This is a genomic window from Amycolatopsis sp. NPDC051128 (assembly GCF_040682715.1).
GTDB lineage: Bacteria > Actinomycetota > Actinomycetes > Mycobacteriales > Pseudonocardiaceae > Amycolatopsis.
In genome coordinates this window covers 23448-38432 of the sequence record NZ_JBFBBN010000047.1, presented here as the reverse complement: position 1 = coordinate 38432, position 14985 = coordinate 23448, and the positions used below count along the sequence as shown (strand labels likewise).

Below are 14985 nucleotides of genomic sequence, written 5' to 3'. Positions count from 1 at the left end.
GGCGGTGAACACCTGGCACGCAAAAACGGGCATGGGCACACGAAATCGTGTGCCCATGCCCGTTCGGAACGGAGAAGCGCGGACGGCTAGGCGAGTCCGCCGGTCGCCGACAACACCTGCCCGGTGACCCAGCGCGCGCCGTCGCCGGCGAGGAACGCCACGACGTCGGCGATGTCGTCGGGACGCCCGAGGCGGCCCAACGCCGTCATGCCGATGTAGGTTTCGGCTTGCGCCATCACCTCCGCCGCCACGCCCTCGGTCTCGGTGAGCCCGGGCGCGACCGAGTTCACCGTGATCCCGCGCGGGCCGAGCTCCTTGGCCAGCGACTTCCCCATCTGGTCGACGGCGGCCTTCGTGCCCACGTAGACACCCACGTACGGGTTCGGCGCCCGCACGTAGCCGGTGGAGATGTTGACGACCCGCCCACCGTCGCGCAACGTCCGCGCGGCATACCGCATGGCGAGGAAGGTGCCCTTGATGTTCAGCGCGATCGCCGCGTCCACCAGGTCTTCGTCGATCTCCGCCGTCGATCCGATGACGGTGAGGCCGGCGTTGTTGACCAGGATGTCCGGCGCGCCGAAGTGCCGGTCGGACTCGGTGAACAACTTCACGACGTCCGCGGCGACGCTCATGTCCGCCTGGATCGCGACCGCTTCGCCGCCCCGCGCGCTAATGACGTCGACGACCTCCTTCGCCGCCGCTTCGTTTTCCCGGTAGTTCACCGCGACCCGGGCGCCGTCCGCGCCGAGTCGCACCGCGACGGCCCGCCCGATCCCCCGGGACGCCGCCGTCACGATCGCTGTTTTTCCGTGCAGGGACATGAGAAGCTCGCTCCGTAGTCCGAGTGTTCGCTAGCGCGGCAGCCGTACGCCGTCGAAGAGGATGACGTAGGCGGCGAGCTGGTTGCCGTCGAGGTCGTAGAGTTCGGCGTGGCCGCCGGCGGTCATGGTGTCCCCGGTCCGCTGACCGGTGATGTCGGCGTGGATGTAGCTCTCGGGCCGGCCCGCCGCGTCGTTGATCGGGTGGCCCTGGTCGAAGGTGAAGCTGCCGTCGCGCTTCTCCTGCCAGTGCCCCGTGCCGTCGAAGGAGTTGTCGGGCGGGGTGAAGTCCAGCGTGTGGTCGGGGTGGAAGACGATCTTCGGGTTTACCGGGTTGCCGTCGTCGGTCCCGGTGAGCTGCCATGCGCCCACGAGGCCGTGGTGGTGGTGATGCGTGGTCTCCGCCGAAGCGGGCGACACCGCCACGCCGAGCGCCACGACGACGCACGCGGCGGTCGCCGCGATGCGCGTGCGGCGGGTGAAGGCGGTGGTACGGGAATTACTCATCGGTTCTCCTCATTCAGTGACTCTGCCGGATGTGGTGCGGGTCAAGGGTTCCCCGGGACGAGGCCGGTAGCTGTGTCGTAGTCGTCGGCGAGCCGCGGCATCAGGTAGCGCTCGGCGACGGAGGCCGCTGCCCGGTCGCCGAGTTCCCGTCGCAGCCCGGGATCGGCGAGCAGGCGGGTCAGCGCGGCCGCCACGTCGGTGTCGTCGGCGGGATCGACGAGCAGGCCGGTGTTTTCGTGTTCGACCTGGAGCCGCAGCCCGCCCACCGCGGCCGCGACGACGGCTCGGCGCTTGGCCATGGCTTCGGTGACGGTGAGCCCGAAACCTTCTTCGAGGCTCTTCTGCAGCACCACGTCCGCCCGCCGTTGCAAGGCGTTCACGAGCCAGGCGTTGCGCTCGAGGTCCCGCATGGACAGCAGCACCAGGTGCACCCGGCCGCGGATCTCGGCCGGCAGCGCGGCGAGAGCGGCACGGACCTCGTCGAGCACGGTCAGGCCCTCCGGGTCGTCGCCGACCTCGCGCGGGTCCGGGCCGGCGAGCGCGAGATGCGCCTGAGGGAGACCGGTGACCCGCGCGAAGCCGCGCAACGCGCCGAGCATGTCCTTGAGCGGGTCCCAGCGCGATACCTGCAGGACCAGGGTGGCGTCCTCGGGCAGCGGCGCGGTGTGTTCGACCGCTGCTCCGCGGCCGCCCCCTTCGGGTTCCAGGCCGGAGAGTCCGATTTCGGCGAGGCAGGCGGCCACTTCTTCGGTGCTCATCGGCCGGTTCTTCGCCGACATGGGATCGATCGCCGGCGCGATGACGTGCCGGGTGCCGGAAAACAACCCGGCCGGTGGTGCGAAGTCCGCCCGGGTGGTGATCACCGCGTCCACCGAGGAGAAGTCGCCGGCGAAGAACGGCCAGACCCGCGCGAGTACCGCGTCGGGGTCCACATCGGCGCCCACGTGGGAGTGCCACACCACCCGTGCCCCGGCGCGGGAGAGCACCCCGGCCATGCCGAGAGTGTGCGAATCGTGCAGCACCACCACGTCGCCGGGGCGCAGGGTCGCGGCGATCGCCTCCGCCTGCGGGAGCAGCACGGCGGCGTACAACTCGGCCCGCGCCGGATCGCGCAGCACGGCAGGGTCGCCCTTTCCGTGCGTCAGGTAGTGCAATTGCTTGGCCAGCAGGAAAAAGTCGGCGTCGCCGGTGATGGTGGCCCAGCCGACCGCGTGCCCACGGCTCTGCTGCGCGCGGATCAGGCCGCCCAGGAGTTCGGCGACACCGCCGAACGTCGAGTGCGTGTTCACGTGCACCAGCCGCGGGCCGCTGGTCACCCGCGGTCGCCGCACCCAGGTCGGCAGGAAAGCGGTGGTCGCGGCCATGGATTCGCCTTTCGCCGTTCAGTGGTGTCGAGATCGACTCTGGCAGCGCCTGATCAAACCTCGGCCAAGAACCGACCAAGGGGGCGCCACGACCCCTATCCAGGGCGTCCGGCGGCTGCCACCATTCGCCATCGGAGGTGCGCTATGAGAATCGGCTTGCAGATACCGGATTTCACGTGGCCCGGTGGCCCCGCGGAGCTCGGGAAGAAGTTGGGACGGATCGCGAAAACCGCCGAGGAGAGCGGATTCGACCTGGTGTCGGTGATGGACCACCTGTTCCAGATCCCGCAGATCGGCCCGGTCGAAAACGACATGCTGGAGGCCTACACGACCCTCGGTTTTCTGGCGGCGCACACCGAGCGCGTCACGTTGCTGACCGTGGTGAGCGCCGCTGCATACCGCCATCCGGGGGTAATCGCGAAGATCGCGACCACCTTGGACGTCCTTTCCGGTGGCCGGACCATGCTGGGCCTCGGGGCGGGCTGGAACGAGGAGGAGGCACGCGGCCTGGGCATCCCGTTCCCGTCGCTGCGCGAGCGCTTCGAACAGCTCGAAGACACGCTGCAGGTGTGCCTGCGGATGTGGAGCGACGACGACAGTCCGTTCCAGGGCAGGCATGTCCGGCTGGAACGGCCGATGAACAGCCCGCAGCCGCTGTCCCGGCCGCATCCGCCGATCATGGTCGGTGGCGAAGGCGAGAAGAAGACGCTGCGGCTCGTCGCGCGGTATGCCCAGGCGTGCAACATGTTCGTCACGCCCGAGTTCTCACGCAAACTCGACGTGCTGCGAGCGCACTGCGAAACCGAGGGCACCGACTACGACACCATCGAGAAGACCGCCAACTACCACTTCGAACTGACGAAATCCGCCGACGAAACTCTCACCGAACTCAAGCACCTCGCCGAACTCGGGGTGCAGACGGCGATCTGCGGGGTGCCGGAGTTCTGGACGTTGTCCCCGCTGGAGTTCGTCGGCTCGGAGATCATCCCAGTGGCTTCGGGATTCTGATCCATTCTGTCCATAGTAGACGCTCGGAGGCCACGTGACCACCGGAACCGCGAACCACGCCGCGTCGGCGCAGACCGGCGAACGCACGCGGCTCACCTTGATCATGACCGGGTTCCTCCTGTGTGTCTTCGCGGTCAGCACGGCGGAACTGCTCGTCGCGGGGCTGCTGCCGCAACTGGCGGTGGCGTTCGGGGTGTCGACGGCCGGGGCGGGCGGTGCCGTGACGGCGTACGCGCTCGGTGTGGTCATCGGCGGCCCGCTCGTCACCGTCGCGACGGCCCGCCTGCCACGCAAGGGGCTCACCCTCGGCCTGGTCGGCCTTTTCGCCGCCGGGACCGTGCTGTGCGCGACGACGTCGGCGTTCGGGCTCCTGCTGACCGGCCGGGTGATCGCCGCGATGGCACAGGCGACGCTGTTCGCGTTGTCTCTCGTGACGGTGACGTCGCTGGTGCCGCCGGAGCGGGCCGGGCGCGCGATCGCCACGGTGGTCTCCGGGTTCACCGTCGCCACCGTGCTGGGTGTGCCGCTCGGCGCGCTCACCGGTCAGCAGTTCGGCTGGCGGGCCCCGTTCTTCGCGCTGGCCGGGGTCGCCCTCGCCGGCGGCGCCCTGCTGGCGGCGGTCATGCCGAAGCGCCCCGCGGGCGGATCCACTCTGGCCGCGGAGCTCAAACTGTTGTCCAGCAAGCAGATCGTGATCGCCATCGCCACCACCGTGGTCGGCTTGGCCGGGGTCGGGACCGTGTTCACCTACATCGCGCCCCTGCTGATGGAGGTGACCGGGTTCGGCGCCACCACCGTCTCGGTCCTGCTGCTCGTCTACGGCGCGGGCAGCGTGCTGGGCAACCTGCTGGCCGGGCGCTGTGCCGACCTGGCGCCCGCGGCGACCCTGCGGATCGTGTTCGGCTGCCTGGTGGTGGTGCTGGGCACGATGCCGTGGTCAGCCCGCTCGGCGGCGGGGGCGGTGGCCTCCGTCCTCGCCCTGGGGTTGCTGTGCACCGCCACCATCGCCCCGCTGCAACGGATCATCCTGCGGCACGCGGGGGAAGCGCCGATGCTGTCGGTGACGGTCAACGTGAGCGGGTTCAACCTCGCCGGGGCCATCGGCGCGATGCTCGGCGGCGGGATGGTGGCCGCCGGGAAACTGCCGTGGCTCGGCCTGGCCGGAGCCGTGCTCGCCGCAGGCGGCCTGGGCTTGTCCTTCGTCGTCATCCGCCGCACTCCGGACTGATACGTGAATGGATGCGTAGTAACGCAGGACCCCTGAGATCCGTTATGCAGATTTAGCGCATGAGCTACGGTCCGGCACGACCCCGCCGGGTCGGTCGTGGCATGCGCAGCCTGACCGCGATCCTCAAGGGGGCAGACATGGCGCGTCGCTCGCACGCTGTCGGCGGCGCGGTGGTCATTGTCCTCGGCGGTGTCGAGCGCGCTGATCGACGAACTGCGCGACGGCTGGGTTTGGTACGAAGGTTCGGCAGCGGCGACCTGGATCCTCGACCGTTTCGACATCGGAGACTTCTCTCGGCTCCTGAATCAGTGGCGAAACTGGGGGCGAAATGAACCATTCACGGCAACTCGTTCATCGCTCGATCTTGGCGGTCGACATCGAGAGCTACGGGGATCCGGACCGGACGACGCCGCACCGGCTGACGATTCGCGACGGCCTTGACCACGCGCTGCGGCGAGCCTTCGACGAGGCCCGCGTGCCGTGGTTCGACTGCCGCCACGAAACACCGGTGACGGCACATTCGTCCTGATCCCAGCGCAGGTCTCGAAAGGTCCGCTGGTGGAGACTCTGCCTGCCGCCCTGGCACGGGAGCTGCGCCGGCACAACGAAACTCATCAGCCACAGGAACGTATCCGGGTGCGAGTGGCCCTGCACGCCGGAGAAATCGCCTACGACGACCAGGGCGTGACCGGACCCGCGATCAACCGGACATTTCGCCTGCTCGACGCACCGCCGCTGAAGGCAGCGCTGGCTGAGTCATCTGGCACGCTGGCGTTGATCACCTCAGCGTGGTTCTTCGACGAGGTTGTCCGCAGCAGCACCGTCGCGGACATCGGGACCTTCCGGTCGGTGCAGGTCAACGTCAAAGAAACCGCCACGACCGGCTGGATCAGCCTGCCCGACCATCCTTACCCGCCAGGCGCCGCGGCCAGTTCACTCACCTCCACCGTCCGGTCAGCGCGGCAGCCGGCCGCGGCCGGAGTCGGAGATCCCGGTAACGCATGCAGCACCCTGCCGAGGGACGTGCCGGTCTTCACCGGGCGCGTCGACGAGCTCCACCTCCTGACCGCGGCCGTTGCGGCCGCCGCGGAGCAGAACACACTGGGCACCGCGATTCACGTGGTCGACGGTATGCCTGGAGTCGGAAAGACGACCTTCGCGGTGCACGCTGCCTACCAGCTGGCGCGCCACTTCCCGGATGGCCAGATCTTCCTGGAGCTGCACGGCCACAGCGCCGGCCAACCCGCCGTGGCTCCCACCGACGCGCTCGCCTCGCTGCTGCTTCTGCGGGGTGTCCCGACCTTGGCCATTCCCTCCGACGTCGATGACCGCGCCCGGCTGTGGCGGGAGAAGATGGCCGGTAAGCGTATCTTGCTGCTGCTTGACGACGCGGTCGAAGATGAGCAGATCCGACCGCTGCTGCCCGGCGGTACCGGCAGCTTGGTGCTGATCACCAGCCGACGACGGCACGAATCGATCGCCGACGCCGGCCGCGTCTCCCTGACCACGCTCTCGACCGAAGACGCCGCCGCGATGTTCGACCGCTACACGTCCGGGCAGCACGAACCTGACGCGGTCAACGAGCTGATGAGACTGTGCGAATACCTGCCGCTGGCCATCTCGCTCACAGCGGGCCGGCTACGCAGCCACCCCGGCTGGACGGCCCGGCAGCTGGCCGACGACCTCGCCCGCTCCCAGAACCGCTTGAAGACCCTGCGAGCCGACAACCGGAGCGTGGCCGCCGCGTTCGACCTCTCCTACCGCGACCTCAACCCGCACCAGCAGCGGCTTTTCCGGCGGTTGAGCCTGTTTCCGGGTAGCAACATCGACGCGGAAGCGGCCGCGGCGCTGGACGGCACCGACGTCGAGACCACTCGCGAGCACCTCTACGTGCTGTACCTCAACCACCTGTTGGACGAACCGGCCCCTGGGCGTTATCGCCTGCACGACCTGACCCGCGCCTACAGCCGGACGCTCACCGACCCGGGCGCGGACGAGGGAGCCTTCGAACGCCTCCTCGACCACTACATCGACACCGTTCGCGCGGCGCACCGGTTCGTGCACAGCGCCACGCCTCGGCTCGAACTGATCGTCCGGGAGCCGAATCCAGCACGGCAGTTCGCGACCGAAAGCGAGGCGATCGCCTGGCTGAGCGCGGAGCGGACCACCATCGGAGCCTGCATCATCTCCGCTGCCACCGACGGCCGGATACGGCGGGCAGCCGCGCTGGCGATCGCGCTGCACCCGTTCCTCGAACAACACGGACACTGGCTCGATGACCAGCGCATCCACCAGGCCGTGCTCAGCGCGGAACAGGCGGCCGGCGACGTCACCGCTGAAGCCGCGACCTTGCTGGACCTGGGGCGTCTCCAGCGCCTGCTGGGCAGCTTCCATGATGCCGCCAAGACGCTGGCGCGTGCTCGAGGCCTGCACAGCGAGCTCGGCGACCGGCTCGGTGAAGCCACCGCACTGGACGAGGCCGGCCTCGTCCAGCTCGAGCTCGCCGAGACACAACGTCGGGCAGCGGAATGGGTTCCCCCGGGTATCGACACGACGAAACCCAGCAGTTCCCGGACCTACGACTACCTGCTGGGCGGCGCGCACAATTTCCAAGCCGACCGGGAGGCCGCGGAACAGGCCGAAAAGATCATGCCCGGCATCCGGGACGTCGCCCGGCTCAACCGCACGTTCCTCGGCCGGGTCGTGCGCACGTTGATGGACCTGGGCATCCGGCAGTTCCTCGACATCGGCTCGGGGATCCCCACGGTGGGCAACGTCCACCAGATCGCCGGGGAGATCGACCCGCGCTGCCGGGTCGTCTACGTGGACCGCGACCCGATCGCCGTCGCGCACAGCAAGATGCTCCTGCGCACCAGCGAACACGCCACGATCGCGCACGCCGACTTCACGGATCCGGAAGGCATCTTCGCCGCCCCGGAGATGCACCGGCTGGACTTCGGCGAACCGATCGGCCTGCTGATGGTGGCCATGCTGCACTGGATCCCGGACGCCAGCGACCCGCACACGCTGCTCGCCGAGTACCGCCGCCGCGTCCCGGCCGGCAGCTACCTCGCGATCTCCCACCTGGTCAGCGACCAGGACAGCGACCGGATCAACAGCGCGGTGGGCACGTTCAACCTGGCCAGGGGCCACGACCAGGCGACAACTCGCACCTACCGCGAGGTCGAAAAGATGTTCGGCGACTTCGAGCTGATCGACCCGGGCCTGGTCGGCTGCGCGCTGTGGCGACCGGGCGGCCCGGGTGACATCTCGGACGACCCGAGCACCAACACACAGCTCTACGGCGGAGTGGCCCGGAAGGTCGCCGGCTGACCGCATTGGGCTGGCCCGAGCTGACCGCGAGCAAGCTCGTCGCCGGCCCGGCTGCTGGAGGACGAACTGCCCGACGCCATCCCCGATCCCGTCGTGCTGAAGGACAAGGACGTCATCCAGGCGAAGGCGGCCGCCTGACCCCTCAGAGCTAGAGGCGGCGTCGCGTGGCATTGCGGCCTGGGGAACAGCATCAGCCACATGTGGCTCGGCATCGATCCCGACCAGCTCGCCCGGCAGGTCGGAGTCGTGCGCCAGTAGCTCGGACGGCGCCGGCCGCCGGCGCCGGCTGCGCACGTGAGTTGCGCGCCGGAGCCGCGGGTCTTCAGATATCGACCACCACCGCGCCGTCCTCCTCACGGACGGCGTGGAGGGTGATCGTCTCGCCCTCGGCGCACCGGCCGTCGGTGAAGGAGAAAGCGCGCGCGTGGAGCGGACACACGATTGCCGACGAGTCGAACTGGCCGTCGGCGAGCGGGCCGCCGCCATGGGGGCAGCGGGCCTGAGTGGCGCGCAGGTCGCCGTCGCGCAGGCGGAAGACGGCCACCTGCTGTCCCCCGACCGCGTACGCGCGCCCTTCCCCGGGCGGGATGGCGTCGACCGGGCCCAGCCGGTGTGGGGAACTCCCCTGCGACGCCGTCACGCCATCGCCCCGGTGGGCTTCGTGCCGGCCGGGGACGACGACCCGTCGCGCACCGGCACCTGAGGCAGCGGGATGAGTGGCAGCGCATCGCCGAACTGGCCGGTTGTGGCCGGTGCGCGGCCTTCCGTCCATGGATCGACGTAGGCGTCGACGGCGGTCTGCATTCGCTCCTGCAGGCCCGCGACGATCCCGTCACGGTCGTCCACCAGCAGCGCTTTCAGCTCGTCGAGGCCCACCCGCGGCACGAAGTCGTAGGTGCGCTCGAGCCAGGTGGCGTTCTCGCGGTAGTACTGCATGAACACACCGGTGAGCCGGATCGCCTCGGCCCGGCCCGCGACGGTGGCCAGCAGGTCGCCCTTGCGAACCGACGCACCGGCCGCACCGCCGACGTACACCTCCCAGCGGTCCTCGCCCACCGCGACGATCCCGATGTCCTTGACCAACGACTCGGCGCAGTTGCGCGGGCAGCCCGAGACCGCCAGCTTCATCTTCGCGGGGCTCTCCAGGCCCGAGAAGCGCTCCTCGATCTCGATACCGAGCTGGGTGGAGTCGCCGAGACCGAACCGGCAGAAGTCGGTGCCCACGCACGTCTTCACCGTGCGCATCGACTTGCCGTAGGCGTACCCCGATGGCATGCCGAGGTCGGCCCAAACGGCGGGCAGGTCCTCCTTGCGCACGCCGAGCAGGTCGATCCGCTGCCCGCCGGTCACCTTGATCAGCGGGATGGCGAACTTGTCGGCCACGTCGGCGATGCGGCGCAGCTCGTCGGACGTCGTGACGCCGCCGGCCATCCGCGGGACCACGGAGAACGTGCCGTCGCGCTGGATGTTGGCGTGCACCCGGTCGTTGATGAACCGGGCGTCCTTCTCCTCCACGAACTCCCCCGCCCACACCACCTTGAGCAGCGACGCCAGCGGCATCTTCGACGGAGCGTGCTCGCCGTCTGGGGCGAGTGCGGAGAAGACCTGCGACACCGAGCGAAGACCCTGTGCACGGATCGCCTCGATCAACGCGGGCTTGCCGAGCGGGATCGAGGGCACGTACCAGGCCTCGCTCTCCGCGACGCTGACCTCGCCGCCGCCCTGCTTCACGGCCCACTCGACGATCTGCGCGACGAGCGGTTTGCACGACCCGCAGCCCTTGCCCGCCCGGGTCGCGGCCATCACACCGCTGACGCTCGTGGTGCCGCCCGCGACACACGCGGTGAGCGCGCCCTTGGAGACGCCATTGCAGTTGCAGGCAACGACGGTGTCGTCCATCTCGGCGGCGCCCTCGGCCTCGGTCGGCCCGGCGAGGGAGAACAGCAGCTCCACGCGTTCCGCGGGCAGCGGCAGGCCGCGGTCGAAGCTCTGCGTCAGGAACGCGACCTTCTCGACGTCCCCGAGCAGGGTGGCGCCCACGAGCCTGCCGGCGCGCACCACCACCGACTTGTAGACGCCGCGTGTGGGTTCGGAGAACCGGACGAACTCGTCGTCGTCATGCTCGGGACGCATGATCCCCATCGACGCGACATCGACGCCGGCGACCTTGAGCTTGGTGGCGTTGCGCGAGCCGTGGTAAGCGGCCTGCGGGTCGGCGCCGGTGAGGTGATCCGCCAGGACGGCCGCCTGCTCCCACAGCGGTGCGACCAGCCCGTAAACCTGCCCGCGGTGCTGAGCACACTCGCCGACGACATAGATGTCACCGTCGTCGACGCTGCGCATCTGGTCGTCGACCACGATCGCGCGCTCCACGGTCAGCCCGGACACGACACCCAGGCCGATGTTGGGCCGGATCCCAGCGGTGACCACGACCATGTCGGTGTCGATCGTGGTGCCGTCGCCGAGCACCACGCCGGCCACCGACCCGGTACTGCGGATCGCGGTGGGGCGCCGGCCGGTGTGCACCGTGATACCGAGCTTGCGCTCCAGAACGCGGCGCAGGATCGCGCCGGCCTCCTCGTCGAGCTGCTGGTTCATCAGAATCGGGCCGCCCTGCACCACGTGCACGTCCAGGCCGTGCTGCTGCAGCCCGTAGGCCGCCTCCAGCCCGAGCAGGCCGCCGCCGATCACGACCGCGCTGTGCCGATCCCGGGCGTAGTCGACCATCGCCGTGGTGTCGTCCATCGTGCGGAAACCGAACACCCCGGGCGTGAGGGTGCGGTCATCGACCCACATGCCGTCCATCGGCGGGAAGAACGTGCGGCTGCCGGTCGCGATGATCAGCTTGTCGTAGGCCAGCACCGTGCCGTCATCGGCCAGGACCTTGCGCGCGAACCGGTCCACCCGCACGACCCGGACACCGGCGTGCAGGGTGATGTCGTTGTCCTGGTACCACTGCAGGGGGTTGAGGTAGATTTCATCGGCTCCCTCCCCGGCCAGCACGTGGGAGAGCATGATCCGGTTGTAGTTGCCGTAGGGTTCGTCGCCGAACATCGTGATCCGGAACCGGTCCCCGCCAGCGCGGGCAAGGATCTCCTCCACCGCACGGGCCCCGGCCATACCGTTGCCGATCACCACCAGGTCGAGCATCTTCATCTTGATCCCTCCGAACGGGCTGCCGTGATCCGTCGTGGAGCGAGGTCAGACCTCCACCAGCCCGAGGTCGACGACCACCGTGCCGGTGAGCCCTTCCCGCGCGGCGAGCTGCAGCTCCAACGTCGTGCCGTCGTCGATGTCTTCGACCACGGCGAGTGCGACGTGAGTGCTCGCGCGGGCACCGATCGGGAAGTAGCGCATCGGCGTGCCCTCGCGGACCAGCACGACCGTCACCAGCTCGTCGGTGTCGTTGCCGCCGCGGAAATACAGCGGCTGGGTCGTGACACCCCCGGGCACCGTGTAGGTGAGATCGGCATGCAGCGGCACCGGCTTTCCCGTGCCCGCCCCTTCGAAGGCGTAGATACCCTGCAGGAAAACCGGCTTGCTGATCATCGGTGCAGCTCCTCGGGTCGGGGATCAGGGTGGTGGACGGGACGGCGGGCCCGGACGGCGGCGACGGCCACCGCGCAGGACTTGAACTCCGGCATCCGCGACGTCGGGTCGAGCCGGGCGCTGGTCAGGTCGTTGACGCGGGCCCAGTGGAACGGCACGAACACGGTGTCGGGACGGATCCCGTCGGTGTAGCGGGCCGTGACGACCACGCTGCCGCGCCGGGTGGTGAGGCGGACGGCCTCGCCGTCAGCGACCCCGATCTCGCCCGCGAGCCGTGGATGCAGCTCCGCGTATGCGACAGGCTCGGCCTCCAGCAGCGCGGCGTTGCGGCGCGTCTGGACGCCGGACTGGTAGTGGCTGCGGGAGCGGCCGGTGGTGAGCAGATAGGGAAACCGCTTGTCGGGCCGCTCGGTGGCGCCGCGGTGGGTCACGGCGACGAAGCGGGCGCGCCCATCCGGTGTCGGGAAGCGTTCGGCGAACAGCCGCGGCGATCCCGGGTGGGCCTCGTCGGGACACGGCCAAAACAGCTCTTCGCCCGCGTCGAGGCGCTCCCAGGTGATGCCGTTGTAGTCGGCGATCCCGCCCGCGCTGGCCCGGCGCAGCTCGTCGTAGACCACCCGCGGGTCGGTCGGGAAGTGCTCACCCCGTGAACCCGAGCCGCGCCCCAGCCGGGAGGCGAGCTCGTGCCAGATCTCCAGCTCCGTGCGCACCCCGGCGGGAGGAGCCACCGCGCGGCGTCGCCGGACGACCCGGCCCTCGAGATTGGTCAGCGTGCCGTCCTCTTCGGCGAACTGCGTGGTAGGCAACACGACGTCGGCACAGCGGGCGGACTCGGACAGGAAAAAGTCGGTGACGACGAGGAAGTCGAGCGCGCCGAAGCATTCCGCGACGTGTGCGCCGTTGGGTGCCGACACCACCGGGTTGGACGCGGCGAGAAGCAGCACCCGCACACCCCCGTCGGTGCCGAGGCGATCGAGCATCTCGTAGGCCGAAACGCCTGGGCGGGGCAGCTCGTCCGGGTCGACGCCCCACACGTCGGCGACGAACGCGCGGTCGGCCGGGTCGGCGAGCTTGCGATAGCCCGGCAGCTGGTCGGCCTTCTGCCCGTGCTCGCGCCCGCCCTGCCCGTTGCCCTGGCCGGTGACGGTGGCCCACCCGGACCCCCGCCCGCGCCCGGGCAACCCGAGTGCCAGCGCGAGGTTGATCCAGGCCGTGGCGGTGGCGGTGCCGTCGGCGTGCTGCTCGGCACCCCGTGCGGTCAGGATCATGGCCGCACGGGCAGTGGCAAGGTCGTGCACCGTGGCTGTCATGTCGGAGATCGAGACGCCCGTGATCCGCTCGGTGCGGTCGGGCCAGTCCGCCCGTACCGCCCGGCGCACGGCGTCCCAGCCGGTGGTGCGGGCCGCGATGTAGGCCTGGTCGACCAGCCCGTCGCGGATCGCGATGTGGAGCATCCCGTTGGCCAGCGCGAGGTCGGTGCCCGGCACCGACCGCAGGTGCCGCCGCGCCAGCTTCGCCGTCGACGTCTCACGCGGGTCGACCACCACGTGGCGCGCCCCGCGATCACGGGCCGCCGCGAACCACTGCATCGCGGGCGGCATCGTGTCGGCCGGATTGCTGCCGACGAGTAGCACCACCTCGGCGTCGGCCACGTCCGACAACGGGAACGGCAAGCCGCGGTCGATTCCGAAGGACCGGTTGGCCGCTGCCGCCGCCGAACTCATGCAGAACCGGCCGTTGTAGTCGATCATCGCCGTGCGCAGCGCGACCCGGGCGAACTTGCCGAACTGATAGGCCTTCTCGTTCGTCAACCCGCCCCCGCCGAAACAGCCAACGGCGTCCCGGCCGTGCACGTCCTGGGCGCGGGTGATGGCTTTGGTGACGCGGTCGAGCGCGTCATCCCAGGTCACGGGCCGCAGCGGCTGTCCCCGCCGCTCACGAGCCAGTGGGGTGGTGAGCCGCTCGGGATGATTGATCAGCTCCGCGGCGTGCGCGCCCTTGATGCAGAGCCCACCGCGGTTGACCGGGAAGTCCTCGCGCCCGGCGAGCTCAAGCGTGCCACTGAGCTGTGAGGTGAGCCGGATACCGCACTGCAGCGAGCAGTAGGGGCAATGTGTCCGCGTCGCGACACTCATTTCAGTCAGAGTCGACGACCAGAATTACCAAGCGGTTGCCACGACGTAAAACCCAGTTTGGCCCGCCGCGCCGACCTTGGCACGCAGACCGGTCGGCAACTCGGTGGGCACATCGGCCACCCCGCGGGCGATAGCGGTGAACGAGCGCATTCCCGCCACCACCGCGGCCGGGCACAACGCACGTGATTTTGGTAGCGGCGAACGTGGGTCCGAGGACACCCAGGAATTGCCCTCTTCTGCCGCTGATCGGGTGTTGCGACGTCCTCACCCGCCCGATACAGAGGGTGTGGGGCGGAGCCGGAGGAGCGTCATGATCGGGCTGGACGCGTCGGTGGACGAGGCGGGCCGCGGCCGAGGCCGACGACCTGGGCCGCGTTCCTGAGCGTGCTGGTCGGGACCGGGAAGCTCATCGGCAGCGGGCCGACCGGCATGATCCTGGCCGAGCCGGCGGGGCGGGCTGGTTCGTGCTCCTCACGTGGTCGGTGGTCGTCACCCAGGTCGTGGCGGCGGTGTTGTCGATCGCGGGCGGTCGGCCGTGTGAAGGAAGAGAACCTGCGCCGTGCCGGCACGCTGATCAAGATCTCAAACACGCTCTCAGGTCGAGGGTGCAGGAACGGCACCCTCGACCTGATCGAGAAGGTCACGGCTCACCGATCTACGCCTAGCATGCGTAATTACTGCCCCTGCCGGAAAGGTAGTAGTCGGAAACCCAGCCGAAATACCCTCCATAATGCGCGGCGGACCACGTTGAGACACCATTGACCGTGTCGCCGAAGCGGTAGCAGTTGAGAGTGACCCAATTGCCCCAGGGTACCCGGGTGAGGAGCTGGCAATTGCCGCCGGGCCCGGTCCGCATCGCCGGCCCGCTGTAGCCCGACACCTGATTGACTGCTTGGGCGGAGCCAGGGTCGTAGTCCGGCGCGGACGGCCCGCAGGTCACCGCGGCGACGGCGGGCGAGGCAGTAGCGACGGCGGGCGAGGCGGTAGCGACGGCGAAGCTGGCCAACATGGCTCCCGCGATACCAAGACAAAATTTGCGCAGA

Annotated in this window: 12 protein-coding genes and 1 pseudogene; 5 read left to right on the top strand and 8 right to left on the bottom strand. The window is 69.6% G+C overall.

The genetic code is table 11. From position 1 onward, the window contains the following. Nucleotides 1-86: 86 nt before the first annotated feature. Genes AB0M82_RS35190 through AB0M82_RS35180 form a run of 3 tightly spaced genes read right to left on the bottom strand, consistent with a single transcriptional unit; the run spans nt 87 to nt 2689 of the window. Nucleotides 87-821, bottom strand: a complete 735-nt coding sequence (locus AB0M82_RS35190; RefSeq protein WP_364731458.1) for an SDR family oxidoreductase — start codon at nt 819-821, stop codon at nt 87-89. A 30-nt stretch (nt 822-851) separates the two neighbouring features. Continuing rightward, the gene (locus AB0M82_RS35185; protein ID WP_364731456.1) at nt 852-1325 is read right to left on the bottom strand and encodes a hypothetical protein; all 474 of its coding nucleotides are present in this window, start codon (nt 1323-1325) and stop codon (nt 852-854) included. Between the two features lie 41 nt (nt 1326-1366). Further along, nucleotides 1367-2689, bottom strand: coding sequence for a glycosyltransferase (locus AB0M82_RS35180; protein WP_364731453.1), 1323 nt, complete (start codon nt 2687-2689; stop codon nt 1367-1369). Between the two features lie 144 nt (nt 2690-2833). On the opposite strand from AB0M82_RS35180, the gene AB0M82_RS35175 reads away from it, so the two are divergent. The 5 genes and pseudogenes from AB0M82_RS35175 to AB0M82_RS35155 all read left to right on the top strand — a co-directional run bounded on the left by AB0M82_RS35175 (nt 2834) and on the right by AB0M82_RS35155 (nt 8258). Continuing rightward, nucleotides 2834-3697, top strand: a complete 864-nt coding sequence (locus tag AB0M82_RS35175) for an LLM class F420-dependent oxidoreductase (RefSeq protein WP_364731451.1) — start codon at nt 2834-2836, stop codon at nt 3695-3697. A 34-nt stretch (nt 3698-3731) separates the two neighbouring features. Beyond that, nucleotides 3732-4925: an MFS transporter gene (locus AB0M82_RS35170; RefSeq protein WP_364731449.1), complete on the top strand. Its 1194-nt coding sequence runs from the start codon at nt 3732-3734 to the stop codon at nt 4923-4925. 364 nt (nt 4926-5289) lie between these two features. Then, nucleotides 5290-5454 (top strand): hypothetical protein, encoded by a 165-nt coding sequence (locus tag AB0M82_RS35165; RefSeq protein WP_364731447.1) that lies wholly within the window; start codon nt 5290-5292, stop codon nt 5452-5454. 602 nt (nt 5455-6056) lie between these two features. Beyond that, nucleotides 6057-6629 (top strand): annotated as a pseudogene (locus tag AB0M82_RS35160) (NB-ARC domain-containing protein); the annotation flags it as partial. 765 nt (nt 6630-7394) lie between these two features. Beyond that, nucleotides 7395-8258, top strand: coding sequence for an SAM-dependent methyltransferase (locus AB0M82_RS35155; protein WP_364731541.1), 864 nt, complete (start codon nt 7395-7397; stop codon nt 8256-8258). Nucleotides 8259-8580: 322 nt separating this feature from the next. On the opposite strand, the gene AB0M82_RS35150 is transcribed toward AB0M82_RS35155, so the two are convergent. From AB0M82_RS35150 to AB0M82_RS35130, 5 genes are all read right to left on the bottom strand, one after another. Next, nucleotides 8581-8898, bottom strand: coding sequence for a Rieske (2Fe-2S) protein (locus tag AB0M82_RS35150; protein WP_364731445.1), 318 nt, complete (start codon nt 8896-8898; stop codon nt 8581-8583). Further along, complete coding sequence (gene nirB / locus AB0M82_RS35145) at nt 8895-11414, bottom strand: nitrite reductase large subunit NirB (RefSeq protein ID WP_364731443.1); 2520 nt, start codon at nt 11412-11414, stop codon at nt 8895-8897. Before nirB ends, AB0M82_RS35150 begins: the two co-directional genes overlap by 4 nt. A 45-nt stretch (nt 11415-11459) precedes the next feature. Continuing rightward, complete coding sequence (locus AB0M82_RS35140; protein ID WP_364731441.1) at nt 11460-11807, bottom strand: molybdopterin oxidoreductase; 348 nt, start codon at nt 11805-11807, stop codon at nt 11460-11462. Then, nucleotides 11804-13942 (bottom strand): molybdopterin oxidoreductase family protein, encoded by a 2139-nt coding sequence (locus tag AB0M82_RS35135; RefSeq protein ID WP_364731439.1) that lies wholly within the window; start codon nt 13940-13942, stop codon nt 11804-11806. Before AB0M82_RS35135 ends, AB0M82_RS35140 begins: the two co-directional genes overlap by 4 nt. Before the next feature lie 661 nt (nt 13943-14603). After that, complete coding sequence (locus tag AB0M82_RS35130; protein ID WP_364731436.1) at nt 14604-14951, bottom strand: hypothetical protein; 348 nt, start codon at nt 14949-14951, stop codon at nt 14604-14606. Between the last annotated feature and the right edge of the window lie 34 nt (nt 14952-14985).